Below are 19,117 nucleotides of genomic sequence, written 5' to 3' on the forward strand. Positions count from 1 at the left end.
AGTCGTTCAGTTTATCTTTTATTACGTCGTTAACTCGTTTTGCCGTACTCCAGTACTGTCTTCAACTCGTTGCCTAGTACTAAAAGCAAACTGAAAGACTATACAAAAAATAAGACTACTGATTTATTCAAGTCAGTAGTCTAAAAAATACATCGAGCATGACCTCAATGTATTTTTTCTTATATTTTAGTGAACTCCATGCTGAATCACTGAGTCAGACAAGTTCTAAAATCCTGAAATTCTAACTAATGCCACGTCACCGTCTCGTCTTTAAAACAATGCGGGATAGGGACAGTTTTCTTATGAAATGGATGGTTTTGTATATCATAGGCGCTTTCCTACAATTCCAGTAATCTTTTTAATGCTTTTCGTCATAACAAAGTCTTCATTTCATTTTATACTAAAATTAACAATTGCAACATGATAATCAAATATACATTCATTGAAGCATACCCACTAGTAATTGTTTTAACTCTTTTTTCTGCCCGTCCGTTAGTTTTTCCTTGTGAGCATCATGGTTTTCTACTGTTCCTACGTGTGTTTGAACTGAACCATCCTCTGCAATAACTACTAAAAATGGGACAGATAGTTCATCATCATGATGTTTCTCATATACTTTTTTCAATTGACTACGAAGAGTATCTGTGAAACCTTTACTTCTTGTATCTACAACATAAGCCTTCCGATTAGTTGTCACCAACGCATCATCTAGAATCGGAATTAATTCTACGCACCAAGGACATGCTGCAAAACCAAAGTAATAAATCCCTTCTTCTCCATCTTCGATTTTATTGATTACACTCTCTGGTTCTTCATGAATAAATTGTGCTGTATTCGTATTATATTCAGGAGCTTTATCAGCACCTATAGCCCATTGATATCCTACTATGAAGCACACTAACACTGCAACACCAACTAGCATAATTTTAAAGAATCTCTTCATGCCTTTCCTCCTTTTCTCACTATATTCAGTAATGATAATAGAATAACTTGCCCATCCGTACAAAACGGAAAAATGTGTAAAACATTCAAGAAACAAACTATTTTTACTAAAGCCAAAAAAGCATTATTATCTGGTATTAGAAGTCCAATCAGTACCATACCAACAGGAGCAACTAATGCTATCATAAAATTATCAATATCTCTGCCCTTATTTAAAAACTTCACTGAGGGAACAAGAAATTTTTCAAATTCAAATTTAGGATTGTATCCAAGGAAATACGCAGTCAAGTAGTGTAATAGCTCATGAACGACCACGGTTAGTAAAACTAGTGGAAGTTGTACTATGATTTCCCAAACTGTCATACTGGATTCTCGCTTAATTTTCTTTTATTTAAGAGATAGCCTGTTAGTAAGAATACTGCCATAGTCACAATATAGGAGATAATCAATCTATGGTGTAGTAAAAAAGTCGTATTTAATTCACTTGGAGTAATTCTACTAATAATTTTTACTCCAAAAAGTGTCAAAACTGTTCCACTTTCATTAATTTGAAAAAGTTCTACAATTAAATCAATAGCCACTAAAAATAGATAAGCGATATTTCCCCATTTGAAGTAATTGAGTAATTTTTTGCTCATTTCAATACCTTTTTTCTTTTGCTAGAAATACACTCAGTATGAGTAATAACACTACTAATATAGCCGATGAAAGATAAACATTATCATTCCTTAAAACAAGATAGAGTACTATAGATAGAAAGACTGTAGTAGTTGTTGATGCTGTCTCATTAAGATTACCCTGAGTAGTTGGAAAAAGAAGCCCCGCTATCAAAGCGCATAAATAAATTGCCATGGACATGAAAAATGGTAACATCGATCCTTTCAGGTAAACTGCGATAACTAAAGGCGCCGCAGATAGTATTATTCCTCCCAACACCAATGAAATTACTTCTTCAATCAGACTAACCCTATAAAAATCATAGTATTTTCTAATTCTAGCTGTTGCATCCGCATAGCTTATAGCAGAGAATACCAGAAGGGAATTTAAATTAGCGAGTGTCTCTAATCCGCTTCTTAAACCTAATTGGTAAGTAGTAATAAGTGAAAAAATTGTGATTAATGTTAATGAATGAATAAAACTTTTATGTCGATAAATAGCTGGAAAAGTTGTACTCAAATTAAGTTTAATCATTGGCAATCTAATCAAACCATAGGACAACTTCTTATACTCTTGAATATTTAAAGTAAATTTATAACTCAAAAACATCACAATGATGAGAATAATAAGAGCTATTAAAAGCATGATCACAATTAGATCTGTAAGGGCAATTGAGATTCTTCCTACATATGTGTCTATACCTATTTTGAAATATACCAGATATGTTGCACAAAATAAGGTGAAAAATATGTCTAAAACAAATAACACTGAAGTAACTGAAAATTTAGCGAATTTTGTCGCTACCTTTGCAAAAATAGCATACAATGCATCCATTATTGAAAAAATAGCTACAAAAATACTATGAAACAATAACAGCAACATCAATTGATCACTTACTTTGATAATAGGTAATTGTCCAAATAGTGGGAATACTAAGAGCAAAATCGACTCATAACCTACTAGTGCTACTCCCATTTTGAATAATTTTTGAGCAACTAATATCTCTCTTCTACTGTAAGGGAGTATATTCGTTATATAGACTGAGCTTTTGGTTAATGTTATGATTGAATTTACAAAAACAAACAGAGCAACTGATAGAATGATGCACATATTGACATAACTCATAATTGTTATACGAGTTAGTTCTGTAAACGTTTCTAAATCCAACCCTCTAGCACCCTCACCTAAACGTCCAATCTCACGGACATTAGATAAGAAATACCAAAAATATAGGACAAAACCAATAATGGCTACGAGGAATTGATTTCTCTTTTTTTTGAAAAATGGCCTGTTCAAAAAACCTTTTAAAGCATCATTATAATAAAATGACACCAGATCAAATGAGTTCTTTAATTTTTTGAAGTTTCTCAGCAATTTTCCCTTGCTGATAGATGTATTCAGAAAGTTCATCTGCTGTACCCTTAAACTCCGTTAGTTTCCCTTTCCTCATTAATAAGATATCATTGGAAAATTGGTTTATAATATTCCGCTCATGAGAAACGAGCAAGACCTTGTGTTTCTTAGCATACAGTCCAAATAACTCTTGGGTAAGAATAACTGTTTCTAAATCTAGTCCACTAAAAACTTCATCAGCAAGAAGATACCCCACATTCAATGAAAGTCCCAAAGCAATTTGAAGTTTCTTTTTCATACCAAATGAGTAAGACTCTATTGCTTTTTCCAACGCTTCAGTCATATCTAAAAGGCAAGATATCTCAGAAAAGATGGACTTACTTGAGTTTTCATATCGTGACTGGACAAAATCTGCATATTCATTGCCAGTTAAATATTCTGGTAGATAGGAGTCAGAAGGAATGTAAAAAATGTTCTTTTTGAAAGTATCACTTCCATTAGAATAACCATCCAATAACACCTCACCACTATCGTACTGAATAATTCCTGATACCGAATTTAGAAAAACAGTCTTTCCAGAGCCATTTAAACCTACAATAACTGTGATGCCTGTTTTGCCAAAAGTTATCGATAGGCTATCTAAAACACAATGGCTACCAAATGATTTACATAATTCTTTTACTTCAAGCATACTACCTCCAAAAATGATGACTAACAATTTGAAGAATTAGAAATGGACTCTCTAAAAGTTAAAAGCGGATAAACTATATTCTTCTCTAGAACTTAGTTTATCCGCCTCACTGTCTAATTAAACTACAATCTAGAAAATCAAACATCAAGATTTATTTATAGCAACCGATACTAACACCACCATTAAAGAAGTTAGCCATTCCAGAGAATGTATAGCCTCGACTAGTGCAGTAATATGCATATGCAAAGTATAGGACGATCAAAAGGACAAAAATCCAAATAAGTGCATGATTACGAACTATTTTATTATACTTATCAGACAAGTATAATAAAATATTATCAAAAATACTTAAAACCATTTTGATTACCTCATTTCTCTAACAAAGCCACATAACAATTTAAAGTATCCAAAAATATCTCGATTAGTACATTAGAATCTCTCCTTTCTTTCAACGACAGTATTTGTCGACTTTATTTAAATTTGTACAATCCTTATTTTAAATATCTACAGTAATATAATTCACCTGGATTAAAGCCTAAAGGGGCTGGAGTGGTATTACCAGATGGTTTACCAACAATAACCAATAAACCCACCAATAAAACTGCGACAATAAACTTTTTAGTTGCCTTTTTCATAATCTGCAACCCCTTTCCTTTTTCTTGATTATATTTTATCATTTGAATATATTATTTGTCAACTATTTATATAAATATTTTTGTATTTTTTTGATTTTATTTTTAAACGAATAAAATATGATTAAATTGAAAGGTATTACCCTATAATGACTGTACAGGAAAAGCAACCCGTTGAACACTGAGTTGCTTAGACAATTTTATTTTATATATCATTGAAAGGTCTCACTAATGAATCGTTCAATTTCTAAAGCCATCTTATCATTTCTCTCAAGTTGATATATATTTTGAGCGGTCACAAAGTATTCTTTTACTTTATCAGTCCTTGAAAAACCTTCACTAACATTTCCAAGTAAGCAGTAAAGATTAGCTAAACAATAGAAACTATTGTTCTTGAGACAAATATCAATTGTTTCAAGTGTTTCACTTATCGCTTTATCTGCTTGTTTGTTTAACCATAGGTATCGACAAAAGTTATACCGACATTTAATCAATATCTCTAACTGCTCAATCGTTCGGGCCTTAACACTTTTAAAAAGTGAAGTCATATGACTATAAACTTCTTCAAATTTTGAGTTATTGGCTGTTTTGAAGTAGAAATGCAACAAACTATTTGAAATATTCAAGTATTCCCAATCATATTCACTGTATTTCGACAAGATAGTTTCAAGTTTTTTTATGGCTTCATCCTGCTTGTGATCATAATTAAACAGAACAATAGCTTTAATCCATTGAAGATATAAATGATCTGAGAGCGGTAGTTTCACCATCTTTGCAGTTTCCAACTCATAGATATATTTTAACGACTCAAAATCTCGTCTCTCTAAAAACTTTTTAGACACGCTACGAAATTGAGTCAAAAAGTCTGACTCAACATGAATTTCCTCATCAAAAAAGTAATCCATTGTTACATTCAACTTTTTAGCTAGGGCATATACCACATCAGCTCCAGGACTATAGTCTATGTCACGTTCGATTTTACTAATCTGTCCCTGCTCACAAATTCCGGAAGCCAACTCAACCTGAGATAAGCCTAACTCTTTTCTCCGACTACGCATTCGAGTTGCTAATAATTTACCCATATTGATTCCCCTACTCTAAATAAAGTCTATTCTTATACCCCAAATTATATCACTACGATTATTTATTTTCAATTATTAAGATGTTGATATTTATTCACATTTATAAAAAGTCATAACCACCCGTGAAAACGGGTGGCTTGTACACCGGCTATAAGCCGTGTCTCTCCAGCGACATCTAAAGACGTTCGCTGAACTTCGTTCAGGTTAGTGCTATAATTACTTGCCCACTCCCTTTTATCTTGTTCTAAAACTGCCATCTGAAAATGGAGCTTCATACTCTTTGACACTCAATTTATCAAGTACAATGTCATTGAACAACTAATCTCCCAGATTAGTTGTTTACTCGCGAATGTATTTCGCAACTGTCTTTTCGTTCAGCCCAACCGTACTAACATAGTAGCCTCTAGCCCAAAACTTTCGATTCCCGTACTTATATTTCAAATTAGCGTGTTTATCAAATATCATTAGAGCACTTTTACTTTTCAAATATCCCATAAAATCGGAAATCGAAAGTTTTGGGAATATCAAGACAAGCATATGAACATGGTCTGGCATCATGTGTCCCTCAATGATTTCCACGCCTTTGTATCGATATAGATGACGGAAAATAGCAATGAAGTCCTGCCTTATTTTGTAGTAAATGGATTTTCTACGGTACTTAGGTGTGAAAACTATGTGATAAAGCACATCCATTTGGTATGTGATAAACTGTAACTGGTTTTAGCCATGCTAAACTAGTCCACCTTTATCTAACCTGAACAATTAGATTATAACAGGAAAACGAAATGGAAACTCAAAGCCTTGGCAGCCACCAGCATAGCTGGTGGTTCAGAACGTAGACAAACTCCTAAAAATATAAAAAATTGAAGATGATTTGCGAAAGATAGCAAGTCATTAAACTCTTAGAAACATTGATATTTCGGCGTTTCTGAGAGTTTTTTTATTTTCAACATAAAGAAAAAAGACTACTGACTTGCATGAAATCAGTAGTCTTTTTCTTATAGTTGTAGAAATTCTAGCATTTCTTCCATTGGGATTTGATGGATGACTGCCTGTCCTAATTGTGGTACGATGACAAGTTTGATTGACTTGCCTCGCGCCTTTTTATCTCGTGTCAGGGCGGCGTATAATTCATCTACATTCCAAGGCTGGTGTGTAGTCGGCAAGCCGAATTTTTCACACATGGCGATAATCTTTTCTGTCATACCAACTGGCATCAGTCCTTTTTTCTCAGCTGCGCGTGAGATTTGTACCATACCGATGGCAACAGCTTCACCGTGCATGACCTGGCCGTAGCCAGCGGTCGCTTCAATAGCATGTCCAATCGTGTGACCGAAGTTGAGGTAGAGTCTGACACCGTTGTCTAATTCATCTTCGACAACAACCTTGCGTTTGACTTCACAGGAGTGGTAGATAATATAGTCAGCATGCTCCAGAATGCTCTCGATAGAGCCGTCTAATTGGTTTAGGGTTTCCCAGAGCTCCACATCATCTATTAAGCCATATTTGACAACCTCGCCCATTCCTTCAATCAATTCTCGTTTGCCGAGTGTCTTTAGGGTATCAGGGTCAATGAGAACGCCGTCTGGCTGGCAGAAGGTGCCCACCATATTTTTGGCAAATGGGGTGTTCACGCCAGTTTTTCCCCCGATAGAAGAATCGACTTGGGCAGTTAGGCTGGTTGGAATTTGTAGGAAATGGATACCACGCATATAGGTAGAAGCGACAAAACCTGCCAAATCGCCAACGACTCCCCCGCCGAGAGCAATGATTCCATCACTTCGTGTCATACCATTTTTTACGAGAAATTCGTAGGCCTGGTTGACGGTATCAAGATTTTTTGAGGCTTCACCTTCTGGAAATTCAAAGACAATGGTTTCAAAACCAGCTTGTTCTAAGCTTGACTGAACTGTTTCGCGGTAGAGTGTGCCAACGTGGTCATCTGTAATAATGGCGATTTTCTGAGGTTTCCAAAGTTCTTTGACCCATGTACCTGTCTGTGCTAAACTTCCTCTTTGGATAAGGATGTCGTAGGGAGTGTTGGGAAGATTGACGGTCAGTTTCATCAGATTTCCTCTCTATTTGATGTCGTATTTCTGGACTAATTGGTTCCAAATCAAGTCAGTCGGCATTTCCTTACCAGTCCAGGCTTGGAATGCTTCAGCCGCTTGGAAAAGGAGCATGCCCAAACCGTTAATAGTAGGGTTGCCTTGTGACTGGGCATGCTTCATTAAAGGTGTTTCGAATGGTTGATAAATCACATCCGCAACCAAAAGATTTTCGGGAAAGCGAATGGTAGAAGGAACAGGTTGAGAATACCCATCCATGCCTACACTGGTTCCGTTGACTAGTAAGTCGGAGTTGGTGATATGTTCCTGTAGTAATTGGCTATCATCAAGCGCTAGGACCTGTATGGGAACTCCAGTTGCTTGAGCAATAGGTGTAAGACTCGTCTGTGTTCTTTCCAAGCTTTGTTGACGGCAGAAAATGGTAATTTCCTCTGCACCATCCAATGTAGCCTGAGCTATGATAGCAGTAGAAGCACCACCACCACCTAGAATGGTCAGTCGCTTGTTGCGTACTTGGAATCCTCTTAGTTTTTCTAAACTTTTGAAGAATCCAATACCATCGGTATTATGACCGATTAGTAAGCCATCCTGATGAATGACGGTATTGACAGCGCCAATCAAGCGAGCAGAGTCAGTCAGGCTATCGAGATAAGGGATGACAGCCTGCTTATAGGGCATGGATAAGTTGATACCAAACATATCATATCGTTTGATATTTTCAAGAGTGACTGCCAAGTCTTCCTCTGGAATTTCCCAAGCGACGTATACTCCATTTACACCTGTTTCCTTAAAAGCCAGATTATGAATGAAGGGGGAAATGGAGTGTTTGATTGGCTTTGCAACAACGGCAGCAAGACGAGTGTAACCATCAATGTTCATAGCTTACCTCCAAATTATTTATCGTATAAAAAATTAAGGGAAGAATTAGACAGTTTGATGAATTTCACGAATCAGAGCTTCCGTTTTTTCCCAGCCTAAGCAAGGGTCGGTAATGGATTTGCCGAATACCTCAGGGCTATCTTGACGGCCGTCTTCTAAGTAGGATTCAATCATGAAACCACGGACATATTTGCGAATGGATTCGTTCCAATCACGGTTGATGAGGGTTTGACGGACGATACGGATTTGTTCCAGGTAGTTTTTACCAGAATTGTCGTGGTTGGTATCAATTACGATAAATGGATTTTTAAGACCAAATTGTTCATACTGTTTGATGGTTTTCAAGAGAATATCATAGTAGTAGTTTGGCTCATAACCGCCCTTTTCAGTATTGGCACCACGAAGGATAGCATGAGCTAGAGGGTTGCCATCTGTATCAACTTCTGCATCACGGTAAATAAAGTTCTGTTTGTTTTGTGCAGCGTAGATAGCGTTGAACATGGCAGTTAAATTGCCTGAAGTAGGGTTTTTCATTCCCGTCGGCATATCAATACCAGAGGCAACGAAACGGTGTTCTTGGTCTTCAACAGAACGCGCTCCGATAGCATGGTAGGACACCAAGTCTTCCACAAGAGGGTAGTTGGCAGAGTAGAGCATTTCATCAGCAGTTGTGAGTCCGGTCTCAGTAATGACACGGTAGTGCAGATTACGAACGGCAGCGATTCCGTTAATGAGGTCTGGTAATTTAGAAGTATCTGGCTGATGAACCAGTCCTTTATAGCCTTCCCCATTGGTACGTGGCTTAGCTGTGTAAACCCGCATGACCATGAAGATTTTATCTTTGACTTCCTCTTGAAGCTTAGAGAGACGACGTGCATATTCTAGAACGGCCTCTTCATTATCTGATGAGCAAGGGCCTATAACCAAGAGCAGACGGTCATCTTCGCCTCGGATAATTCTTTTCAGTTCTTCATCGCGCTGATTTTTTGCAGCTAGAAATTCTCCTTCTAACTTGGAAAGTTCCTTTACTTTATCGATGTCTAAACTGGTGCTACGTTTGTGAATTCCCATAATATCTTCCTATCTGTTGTAAATTTCTCGGATGAGTTCTTGTGTTTTTTCCCAGCCTAAGCAAGGGTCCGTGATGGATTTTCCATAGACATCTGGATTGTCTTGGCGACCGTCTTCAATGTAGGATTCTATCATGAATCCGCGAACGTAGTTACGAATGGATTCGTTCCAGTCACGGTTGATTAAGGTTTGACGGACGATACGGATTTGTTCCAAATAATTTTTCCCAGAATTGTCATGGTTGGTATCGATGATGATGAATGGATTTTTCAAGCCAAATTGATCGTAGAGGTCAATGGTTTCCAAGAGATTGTCGTAGTAATAGTTTGGTAGGTATTTACCATTTTCATTGACTGCGCCACGAAGAATAACGTGAGCAAGTGGGTTGCCAGATGTTTCAACTTCAGTATTGTTGAAGAGGAAGGATTGCTTCTTCTGAGCAGCAAAAAGACCGTTGAACATGACTTTGAGGTTGCCAGATGTTGGATTTTTCAAGCCTGTTGGAACATCGATGCCTGACGCTACAAAGCGGTGCTGCTGATTTTCAACCGAACGAGCTCCGATAGCGATGTAGGAAACCAAGTCATCAACCAAAGGCAGATTTTCAGGGTAGAGCATCTCGTCAGCAGTAGTTAAACCTGTTTCCGTAATGACACGATAGTGGAGGTTACGAACTGCTTTGATTCCGTTGATGAGGCTTGGTGCAGCATCTGTATCTGGTTGGTGCATGAGTCCTTTATAACCATCACCATTGGTACGTGGCTTGGCAGTATAGACGCGCATGACCATGAAAATTTTATCTTTGACCTCTTCTTGGAGCTTGGCCAAGCGGTGAGCATAATCTAAAACAGCCTCTTCATTGTCAGAAGAACATGGCCCAATTACTAGGAGAAGACGATCATCTTCCCCTTTTAAGATGGCTTCAAGTTCACGGTCACGAGCTTGTTTTTTAGCAAGTGTTTCTGGAGAAAGTTTTGAATGTTCTCGTACTTGATTAATATCAATTTTTTTGCTGATTGGTGTAAACAATAGGTCTTCCTCTTTCATTTATAGATTTCTCAATTATACCATTATTTTTAAGAATTTAAAACCAATATTCATGATTTTGTGTAAAAATTACAGTAAATTCTGAAAATTCTTTCTTTAATTTCTGTAGATTTTGAGTATTTCTTTAATTTAGACATAATTTGCCAAAAAAATCTGAAAATATTCAATAAATATGATAGAATAGGTCTAACACTATTTCGAGGTATGAGTTATGAAATTAAGAACAAATGTAGAAAAATTACAAGGAAAAATTCGTGTCCCAGGTGATAAATCAATCAGTCATCGTTCTATTATTTTTGGTTCCCTTGCAAAAGGTGTTACTCGTGTCCACGATATTTTGCGTGGGGAAGATGTCTTGTCAACCATGCAGGTCTTTCGTGATTTGGGTGTAAAAATTGAAGACAATGGTGATATTGTTGAAGTACACGGTGTTGGCTTTGATGGTCTTCAAGCACCAAAAAATGATTTGGATATGGGAAATTCTGGAACCTCGATTCGTTTGATTTCAGGCGTTTTGGCAGGTCAAGACTTTGAGGCGACTATGTTTGGTGATGATTCCTTGTCCAAACGTCCCATGGACCGAGTGACTATTCCACTCAGTCAAATGGGAGTAGAGATTTCTGGACAAACTGAACGTGACCTACCTCCGTTGACCATCAAAGGGAATAAGAATTTAAAACCAATTCGCTACCAACTCCCTGTAGCCTCTGCCCAAGTAAAATCAGCTCTGATTTTTGCTGCCTTGCAGGCTGAGGGAGAGTCGGTCATCGTAGAAAAAGAGTTGACTCGAAACCATACAGAAGATATGATTGTCCAGTTTGGTGGACAGTTAGAAGTCAATGGCAAGGAAATCCGTATCCAAGGTGGTCAGCAGTTTATTGCCCAAGAGATTACAGTTCCAGGAGATATTTCAAGTGCTGCTTTTTGGTTGGTTGCTGGCTTAATCGTACCAGGTTCAAAAATTGTCCTTGAAAATGTGGGAATCAATGAAACTCGGACTGGTATTCTAGATGTTATTAAAGCTATGGGCGGAAAAATGACCCTTTCTAACATAGATGAACTTGCAAAATCAGCAACCATTACAGTTGAAACATCGGAATTGAAGGCTACGGAGATTGCAGGCGAATTGATTCCTCGTTTGATTGATGAGTTGCCAATTATTACCTTACTAGCGACTCAAGCACATGGAACAACGATTATTCGTGATGCTGAGGAGTTGAAAGTTAAAGAAACGGATCGTATTCAGGTTGTTGCAGATGCTCTAAATAGTATGGGAGCAACTATTGAACCAACAGAAGATGGTATGATTATTCACGGACCAACTGCTTTACATGGTGCTGAAATCAATACATTTGGTGACCACCGTATCGGTATGATGACTGCCATTGCTGCCTTGTTGGCCAAAGATGGAGAAGTTGTATTGGAAAGAGCAGAAGCTATCAATACTAGCTATCCTGCCTTCTTTGAACACTTAAATAGTTTGATGGATTAGGAGAACGTATGCCAATCGTTTTACTTGGATTTATGGGAGTTGGAAAAACAACAACAGCACATTTGTTAAATCTCCCCGTTTACGATATGGACCATATCATTGAAGAACGGATTGGTATGCCTATTGCTGACTATTTCAGTCTTGAAGGAGAGACTTCGTTTAGACAACTGGAGACAGAGGTACTGAAAGAATTGCTGGACTTACCTAGTAATTGTATCGTGTCAACTGGTGGTGGGGTGATTAAATCTGAAGTAAACAGGGAATTGCTGTTGGCAAATAGGGAGAACAATGTACTTCTTACTGCCTCCTTTGAAGTTTCCTATCAGAGAATTAGTAAGGATAGCCAATCGCAAAGACCTCTCTTTTTACAGTGTAGTAAGGAAGAGTTTGAAGCCCTCTATCGTGAACGAATGGCACTTTATCAAGGTTTAGCTGATACTGTAATCGATACAGATAAACTGAATCCAGAACAAGTAGCAAGGAAAATTTTATGCAAGTAGCCTATCTAGGACCTCGTGGTTCTTTTACACATCAAGTGGCCCAGCAGGCCTTTCCGACTGCGGATTTGCAGGCTTTTGAGACGATTACAGAGGTTATCAAGGCCTACGAAACGGGGGAAGTTACCTATTCCGTTATTCCAGTAGAGAACTCGATTGAAGGTAGTGTTCATGAAACGATTGACTATCTCTTTCATCAGGCGGAGATTCATGCGGTTGCAGAGATTGTTCAACCGATTGCCCAACAACTGTTAGCCACGAGTGCCGATAAGGCTGTAGAGGTTATCTATTCTCATCCGCAGGCAATTGCTCAGGGGAAGAAATATATTCAGGAACATTTTCCTCAGGCTCGTATTGAAATAACAGCCAGTACAGCCTATGCTGCTCGCTTTGTGGCAGAACACCCTGAACAACCATTCGCGGCAATTGCTCCGCAAGCGGCAGCAGTTGAATATGGACTAGAAGTAATTGCGCAAGACATCCAGGAAATCAGCGAGAATTTTACACGCTTTTGGATTTTGGGGGATAAGGCTCCGTCTATTGCCCTGGAACAAGTAGCTAAAAAAGTCAGTCTTGCACTGACATTGCCAGATAACCTGCCAGGAGCCTTGTATAAGGCCATGTCTGTTTTCTCATGGAGAGGAATCAGCTTAACAAAAATAGAAAGCCGACCCCTGAAAACGGCTTTGGGTGAGTATTTTTTCATACTGGATCTGGACAATCAGTCTGAGGAATTATTAGCCTATTCTCAAAAAGAATTGACTAGTTTAGATATAACCTATAAAGTACTAGGGAATTACCTGGTCTATATGACCAGCTAGGATGAAGACAGATGAATAAAAACAATAATATCCTAACCCATCATGAACAATTGAGGTTAGATTATTTGCAAAAAAATATCCACTACTTAAATGACAAAGAAAGTCGCGAGTTGGATTATCTATTATATAAAAAAGAGTTGAGAGAACGGCATGGAAGTCCAAGGCAATCTCTACGTAGCTTCACACCAACGGCTTATGAAGATGGCTTCGAGGAAGATTATTTTGAAGAGGATGATGAGCAAGAGGAATTGTTGCCTCGCTATCCTGAACGTAAATCTAAAAAAACAAGACAAGCCAAACCTCAACGGTTTCAGTCTCCTCGTATCGAGCCCAAAGCGAAGGTACCTAAACCTAAAAAAGCTCGTAAAAAGGGTGGTTTCAAGCGCTTTATTGGCTTCGTATTGCTTGCTATAGCGCTAGTGATTGTAGCGATGGGCTATAATTTCTTCAAAGGTATGAATAGCGTGAGCGAGAAGCCGGTAGCTGAGGTCTTCAACGGCGTAGATACATCGAATGGGACAAATATTTTAATTTTGGGAACAGACGGTCGTGTTGGCGAAAGTTCAGGTGAAACTCGAACGGATACCATCATGGTTCTAAACGTGAATAACACGGATAACAAAGTCAAACTTGTTAGCTTTATGCGGGATACCTTGGTGGATATTGAGGGATATGAATATAAACTCAATACTGCCTATACTTTGGGAGAACAGGATAATCAGCAGGGAGCAGAGGCTGTACGTCAAGTATTGAAAGAAAATTTTGACATTGATATCAAGTACTATGCGATGGTGGATTTTGCAACCTTTGCGACAACGATTGATACACTTTTCCCTGAGGGCGTAACGATTGATGCACAGTTTTCAACTATTAATGGTGAAGTCGTCAGCTCAGTAGAAGTGCCGAATGATTTACAGCTGGAAGAAAATGCTCCTGCTTATCAAACGATTCAGGTCGGTGTACAGCAGATGGATGGTAAGACCTTGCTAAACTACGCGCGCTATCGTTCGGATGATGAAGGTGATTTTGGTCGTACGAGACGTCAACAGGAAGTGTTATCTGCTGTTATGACACAAGCTAAAAATCCAATGAAACTATTCTCTGGCTCCGAAGCTATAGGTAAGGTTGTGGCCATGACTCCGACAACAGTGCCACAAAGCTTTATGTGGCTACAGGGACCAGGCCTTCTATTGGATGCGGCAAATGGTATCGAACGTGTTACAATCCCAGAATATGGAGACTGGATTGACGACTATGATATGTATGGTGGTATGGCTCTTCGTGTTGATTTTGAAAAATACCAGCAGCGCTTGGCTGAGTTAGGCCTGCGTTAAGAAATATGGTATACTAGAAGTGACTTCGGTCACTTTTTTAGTGGTCCAAAAATAGAAAGTAGAATTATGTTAAAGAAAAACGATATTGTCGAAGTAGAAGTTGTAGATTTGACACATGAGGGGCAGGGTGTGGCAAAAATTGATGGTTTTGTCTTCTTTGTAGACAATGCTCTTCCAGGCGAGAAAATTTCCATGCGCATCTTAAAACTTAAGAAAAATATTGGTTTTGGTAAGGTGGAGCAATGGCAGAGCTTCTCACAAGATCGTAATCAGGACTTGGATTTGACCTATCTAAGAACAGGTATTGCTGACTTGGGGCATCTCACTTATCCAGCCCAACTAGCTTTTAAGAAAAAACAAGTTGAGAATAGTCTACGTAAGATTGCAGGCATTTCAGAAATAGCAGTAGCAGATACGTTGGGAATGGACAATCCTCTTGCTTATCGTAATAAGGCAGCTGTTCCAGTTCGTCGTGTGAATGGGCAGTTAGAAACAGGATTCTTCCGAAAAAATTCACATGATTTAGTTCCGATTGAAGATTTTTATATCCAGCACCCAGAGATTGACCAGGTCATCGCTTTTACCCGTGACCAGCTACGCAAACTGGATCTCAAGCCTTATGATGAAAAAGAGCAGACAGGACTGATCCGAAATATCGTCGTTCGTCGTGGTCATTATTCTGGCCAGTTGATGCTGATTTTGGTCACAACTAGACCTAAGATTTTCCGTGTTGAAACTCTTATTGAGCGTTTGACGAACCAGTTTCCGAATCTGGTTTCTATCATCCAGAATATCAATGATCAGAATACTAATGCGATTTTTGGACAAGAATTCCGGCTTTTGTATGGCAGTGAGACCATTGTCGACACGATGTTGGGCAATGAATTTGAAATTTCTGCACCGTCTTTCTATCAAGTCAACACAGAAATGGCTGAAAAACTCTATCAGACCGCCATTGATTTCGCAGAATTGTCGAAAGATGATGTTGTCATTGATGCTTATTCAGGCATTGGGACAATTGGTCTGTCCTTTGCAAAACAAGTTAAGCATGTTTATGGTGTAGAAGTCGTTGAAAAAGCTGTCCTTGATAGCCAGAAAAATGCTGCTCGAAATGGGATTGATAATGTTACCTATGTCTGTGATAGTGCAGAATCCGCTATGCAAAAATGGGTGGCAGATGGTATTAAACCAACAGTGATCTTTGTCGATCCTCCGAGAAAAGGTTTGACAGAAAGTTTTATCAAAGCAAGTACTTCTGTAAAACCAGAGAAAATCGTCTATATCTCCTGTAATGTGGCAACGATGGCGCGTGATATTAAACTTTATGAGGAATTGGGGTACAAATTGACGAAGGTACAGCCGACGGATTTATTTCCGAATACGCATCACGTGGAGTGCGTAGTGTTGCTACAACGAAGCAAAGGGTAAAAATCCTTTATTTTAAGCACTTTTTCAAACATTTTGTCTTTATTGAAAAGAGTGATTTTGACATAAAAAAGGTTCAAAAAAAGTACATTGATGTGAACGTCTGTTTGGATGTCGACTGCGTAGACAAAAAATAGATACGTCATAAAATATAATAGTTCAGCGAGAACATTTTAATAAGTGTTCTCGCTTTTTTAATTTCAGGAGGAATTCATGCAAAAGAAGGAACAATCATCACGTCAAATGGTGATGTGTCATCTCGTGACTATCTTGGGAGTTGATTTTGAGAAAGCAACGCAGCTAATTGATGAAATGGAACAAGTAGGTTTAATCCGATTTGATGAATTTGGAAATGTTGGAATATTAGTCTTGGAGGGACAATCATGAAACGTATTACCGCTAATCAATATCAGACATCAGAGCGATATTATAAACTCCCTAAAGTTTTGTTTGAGAGTGAACGGTATAAGGATATGAAGCTGGAGGTTAAGGTAGCCTACGCGGTTTTAAAAGATCGGTTGGAGTTGTCTTTGAGTAAGGGTTGGATTGATGAAGATGGGGCTATTTATTTGATTTATTCCAATTCAAATCTGATGGCACTTTTAGGTTGTTCAAAGTCAAAATTACTCTCTATCAAGAAAACCTTACGTGAATATGGCTTGATTGATGAAGTCCAACAGTCCTCTAGTGAAAAAGGTCGAATGGCAAATAAGATTTACTTGGGAGAATTAGAACATGAACCTACCCCAGTCTTAGATTCAAACGGGGCTAGTGTTAAAAAAACACTAGGGGGGTCTCAAAAAAAGACGGGGCCGGTCTTAAATTCAGCCCCTAGTGAGACTGAAGGAAGTGAGACTAATTATAGTGAGACTGAAGGGAGTGATTTCCTTATTGAGGACGAGGAGGAGAGGCAGCTAGTAGATAAAAAACAAGAAGAAAACTATTCTTCAAAAGTCGATGCCGTGACCAAGTACGATCGAGACTATATTTTGGGTTTGGTTCATGACCAATTAAGACAGACAGGTCTATCTCAGTCGGCTAGTGACTATGCCATGATCTATTTTAGTGAACGTTATCAGTACGCATTGGAACATATGCGGTTTGCTCGGTCAGCGGAAGTGATAGCTGAATACGTGTTTAATGGTGTGCTGTCAGAATGGACCAAGCAACTGAGACGACAAGAAGAAAAGGGAGGTGATTAAGATGATTTGGTGGATACTAGGTGGAATCTATTTGATTTCTATCATCATTTTGATTGTTGAAATCATCCGTGCACCTGAAATGGATGATCATATATAGGCAAGAGTTTTACAAATGTAAGGCTCTTTTTTATTTGGAAAGAGAGGAAGAATGAAATTTTTAGATTTATTTGCTGGGATAGGTGGTTTTAGACTAGGAATGGAATCACAGGGCCATGAGTGTTTGGGCTTTTGTGAAATTGATAAGTTCGCTAGAACATCTTATAAAGCCATGTTTAACACAGAAGGGGAAATAGAATATCATGACATTAAAGAGGTCACAGACCATGACTTTAGACAATTTAGAGGGCAAGTGGACATCATCTGCGGGGGATTTCCTTGCCAAGCATTTTCACTCGCAGGCAGACGATTGGGATTTGAAGATACTCGAGGGACTCTCTTTTTTGAGATTGCTCGAGCGGCCAAACAAATCCAACCACGTTTTCTATTTTTGGAAAACGTCAAAGGCCTACTCAATCACGACGAGGGACGGACGTTCGCCACAATCCTCTCCACGTTGGATGAATTGGGGTATGATGTCGAATGGCAGGTGCTTAACAGTAAGGACTTCCAAGTCCCGCAAAACAGAGAGCGGGTCTTTATTATCGGACATTCTAGAAGATACCGTCCCAGATTCATATTTCCTCTCAGAAGAGAAAACAGCCCAGCTCATCTTGAAAGGCTAGGAAATATCAATCCCTCTAAACGTGGTTTGAATGGTGAAGTCTATCTGACGAGTGGACTTGCTCCTACACTAACAAGAGGTAAAGGAGAGGGAGCTAAAATCGCCATTCCAGTCTTAACACCAGATAGACTAGAAAAACGGCAACATGGTCGTCGACTTAAGGACAATCAAGACCCTATGTTTACTTTGACAAGTCAAGACAGACACGGAGTTGTTGTCGCAGGAAATCTGCCGACTAGCTTTGACCAGACTGGAAGAGTATTCGACACTTCTGGCTTGTCACCGACTTTGACCACCATGCAAGGTGGAGACAAGGTGCCAAAGATTTTGCTGAGGGAGGAGCTGCCATTTCTGAAAATCAAGGAAGCCACAAAAAGAGGGTACGCAAAGGCAACTCTTGGAGACTCTGTCAATCTGGCTTATCCAGACTCAACCAAACGTAGGGGACGAGTGGGAAAGGGATTATCCAATACCCTGACGACTTCAGATAATATGGGAGTGGTGGTCGCTGCTCTGGAATATCGACAGGATAAGTGGTATGAAGTCACAGGCATTGTTTTAGACGGAAAACTCTATCGCCTAAGAATTAGACGACTGACACCAAGAGAATGTTTCAGACTTCAAGGCTTTCCTGATTGGGCTTATGAAAGAGCAGAGAGTGTTGCCAGTAAGAGCCAACTATACAAACAGGCAGGCAATAGTGTAACGGTGACGGTTATTGAAGCCATTGCCAGAGAATTTAGAAGAATAGAAGAGGAAGAAAAACATGAACCTACTACATAAGAAAAGTATCCTAGATTGTACTGAATTAGAAGAACGTATTCACCAAGTTGAAACCAATCAGTTATTGGAAAGGATACTATCACTCCCCAATTTTGATTGTGACTTTGAGGTGACTTTTGAAGATGATTACCACAAAGAGATGAATGATCCCCTATTCTACGAATCTAATCTTCATCGGATTTCGGATTTTTTGGAAACTAGGGATATTAAAAATGGTGTAGATACACTACTGACGAAAGACAATCACCTGGCCTTTCGTGCCTTTGGTGAAAATTATACTGCTAGGGGAAAGGATGGCATATTAACGACTCTGGTGACGGTCAAGTGCTTTGGTGAAGGACGGATGCCCGTTGATATGAGTCGCTATTTCTCAACTCCTGAACAAACAGTTGACAATAGCCTAACCCTATAAGGAGGAG

20 protein-coding genes and 1 pseudogene are annotated in these 19,117 nt (G+C 38.7%); 9 read left to right on the top strand and 12 right to left on the bottom strand.

The window, feature by feature from the left end; translation table 11 throughout:
• Positions 1 to 439: 439 nt before the first annotated feature.
• The 12 genes and pseudogenes from F9856_RS02200 to F9856_RS02255 form a co-directional block, all read right to left on the bottom strand.
• A complete protein-coding gene (locus tag F9856_RS02200; protein ID WP_002940079.1) occupies positions 440 to 943 on the bottom strand; it encodes a hypothetical protein in 504 nt (167 codons plus the stop codon).
• Positions 940 to 1,305, bottom strand: a complete 366-nt coding sequence (locus F9856_RS02205) for a metalloprotease family protein (RefSeq protein ID WP_002940081.1) — start codon at positions 1,303 to 1,305, stop codon at positions 940 to 942. Before F9856_RS02205 ends, F9856_RS02200 begins: the two co-directional genes overlap by 4 nt.
• Positions 1,302 to 1,580, bottom strand: a complete 279-nt coding sequence (locus tag F9856_RS02210) for a hypothetical protein (RefSeq protein ID WP_002940082.1) — start codon at positions 1,578 to 1,580, stop codon at positions 1,302 to 1,304. The genes F9856_RS02205 and F9856_RS02210 overlap by 4 nt, the downstream gene beginning before the upstream one ends.
• 1 nt (position 1,581) lies before the next feature.
• On the bottom strand, positions 1,582 to 3,009 hold the full coding sequence (locus tag F9856_RS02215) for a hypothetical protein (RefSeq protein ID WP_236659524.1): 1,428 nt from the start codon (positions 3,007 to 3,009) through the stop codon (positions 1,582 to 1,584).
• Complete coding sequence (locus F9856_RS02220) at positions 2,936 to 3,643, bottom strand: ABC transporter ATP-binding protein (RefSeq protein WP_172024474.1); 708 nt, start codon at positions 3,641 to 3,643, stop codon at positions 2,936 to 2,938. Before F9856_RS02220 ends, F9856_RS02215 begins: the two co-directional genes overlap by 74 nt.
• A gap of 491 nt (positions 3,644 to 4,134) precedes the next feature.
• A complete protein-coding gene (locus tag F9856_RS02225; RefSeq protein ID WP_202105580.1) occupies positions 4,135 to 4,320 on the bottom strand; it encodes a hypothetical protein in 186 nt (61 codons plus the stop codon).
• Positions 4,321 to 4,487: 167 nt separating this feature from the next.
• Positions 4,488 to 5,357: a helix-turn-helix domain-containing protein gene (locus F9856_RS02230; protein ID WP_202105581.1), complete on the bottom strand. Its 870-nt coding sequence runs from the start codon at positions 5,355 to 5,357 to the stop codon at positions 4,488 to 4,490.
• A 234-nt stretch (positions 5,358 to 5,591) separates the two neighbouring features.
• Positions 5,592 to 6,085 (bottom strand): annotated as a pseudogene (gene tnpA, locus F9856_RS02235) (IS200/IS605 family transposase).
• A 270-nt stretch (positions 6,086 to 6,355) separates the two neighbouring features.
• Positions 6,356 to 7,423: a 3-dehydroquinate synthase gene (gene aroB, locus F9856_RS02240; protein WP_202105582.1), complete on the bottom strand. Its 1,068-nt coding sequence runs from the start codon at positions 7,421 to 7,423 to the stop codon at positions 6,356 to 6,358.
• A gap of 12 nt (positions 7,424 to 7,435) precedes the next feature.
• Entirely contained in the window at positions 7,436 to 8,305 is an 870-nt protein-coding gene (locus F9856_RS02245; RefSeq protein ID WP_202105583.1) for a shikimate dehydrogenase, read from the bottom strand.
• Positions 8,306 to 8,350: 45 nt separating this feature from the next.
• Entirely contained in the window at positions 8,351 to 9,376 is a 1,026-nt protein-coding gene (locus tag F9856_RS02250; RefSeq protein WP_202105584.1) for a 3-deoxy-7-phosphoheptulonate synthase, read from the bottom strand.
• 9 nt (positions 9,377 to 9,385) lie between these two features.
• Entirely contained in the window at positions 9,386 to 10,423 is a 1,038-nt protein-coding gene (locus tag F9856_RS02255) for a 3-deoxy-7-phosphoheptulonate synthase (protein WP_202105585.1), read from the bottom strand.
• Positions 10,424 to 10,634: 211 nt separating this feature from the next.
• On the opposite strand from F9856_RS02255, the gene aroA reads away from it, so the two are divergent.
• From aroA to F9856_RS02300, 9 genes are all read left to right on the top strand, one after another.
• Positions 10,635 to 11,915 (top strand): 3-phosphoshikimate 1-carboxyvinyltransferase, encoded by a 1,281-nt coding sequence (gene aroA, locus F9856_RS02260; protein ID WP_044755627.1) that lies wholly within the window; start codon positions 10,635 to 10,637, stop codon positions 11,913 to 11,915.
• 8 nt (positions 11,916 to 11,923) lie between these two features.
• Positions 11,924 to 12,415 (top strand): shikimate kinase, encoded by a 492-nt coding sequence (locus F9856_RS02265; protein ID WP_029944257.1) that lies wholly within the window; start codon positions 11,924 to 11,926, stop codon positions 12,413 to 12,415.
• The gene (gene pheA / locus F9856_RS02270; protein ID WP_002941297.1) at positions 12,406 to 13,233 is read left to right on the top strand and encodes a prephenate dehydratase; all 828 of its coding nucleotides are present in this window, start codon (positions 12,406 to 12,408) and stop codon (positions 13,231 to 13,233) included. The genes F9856_RS02265 and pheA overlap by 10 nt, the downstream gene beginning before the upstream one ends.
• A gap of 11 nt (positions 13,234 to 13,244) precedes the next feature.
• On the top strand, positions 13,245 to 14,567 hold the full coding sequence (locus F9856_RS02275; protein WP_202105586.1) for an LCP family protein: 1,323 nt from the start codon (positions 13,245 to 13,247) through the stop codon (positions 14,565 to 14,567).
• A 66-nt stretch (positions 14,568 to 14,633) separates the two neighbouring features.
• On the top strand, positions 14,634 to 15,995 hold the full coding sequence (rlmD, locus tag F9856_RS02280) for a 23S rRNA (uracil(1939)-C(5))-methyltransferase RlmD (RefSeq protein WP_202105587.1): 1,362 nt from the start codon (positions 14,634 to 14,636) through the stop codon (positions 15,993 to 15,995).
• A 210-nt stretch (positions 15,996 to 16,205) separates the two neighbouring features.
• Positions 16,206 to 16,379: a hypothetical protein gene (locus tag F9856_RS02285; RefSeq protein ID WP_202105588.1), complete on the top strand. Its 174-nt coding sequence runs from the start codon at positions 16,206 to 16,208 to the stop codon at positions 16,377 to 16,379.
• Positions 16,376 to 17,194, top strand: a complete 819-nt coding sequence (locus F9856_RS02290; RefSeq protein WP_202105589.1) for a replication initiator protein A — start codon at positions 16,376 to 16,378, stop codon at positions 17,192 to 17,194. The genes F9856_RS02285 and F9856_RS02290 overlap by 4 nt, the downstream gene beginning before the upstream one ends.
• A gap of 148 nt (positions 17,195 to 17,342) precedes the next feature.
• Complete coding sequence (gene dcm, locus F9856_RS02295; protein WP_202105590.1) at positions 17,343 to 18,698, top strand: DNA (cytosine-5-)-methyltransferase; 1,356 nt, start codon at positions 17,343 to 17,345, stop codon at positions 18,696 to 18,698.
• Positions 18,682 to 19,110: a hypothetical protein gene (locus tag F9856_RS02300; protein WP_202105591.1), complete on the top strand. Its 429-nt coding sequence runs from the start codon at positions 18,682 to 18,684 to the stop codon at positions 19,108 to 19,110. The genes dcm and F9856_RS02300 overlap by 17 nt, the downstream gene beginning before the upstream one ends.
• The last annotated feature ends 7 nt before the right edge of the window (positions 19,111 to 19,117 follow it).

This window comes from Streptococcus suis, from assembly GCF_016743335.1.
GTDB lineage: Bacteria > Bacillota > Bacilli > Lactobacillales > Streptococcaceae > Streptococcus > Streptococcus suis_Y.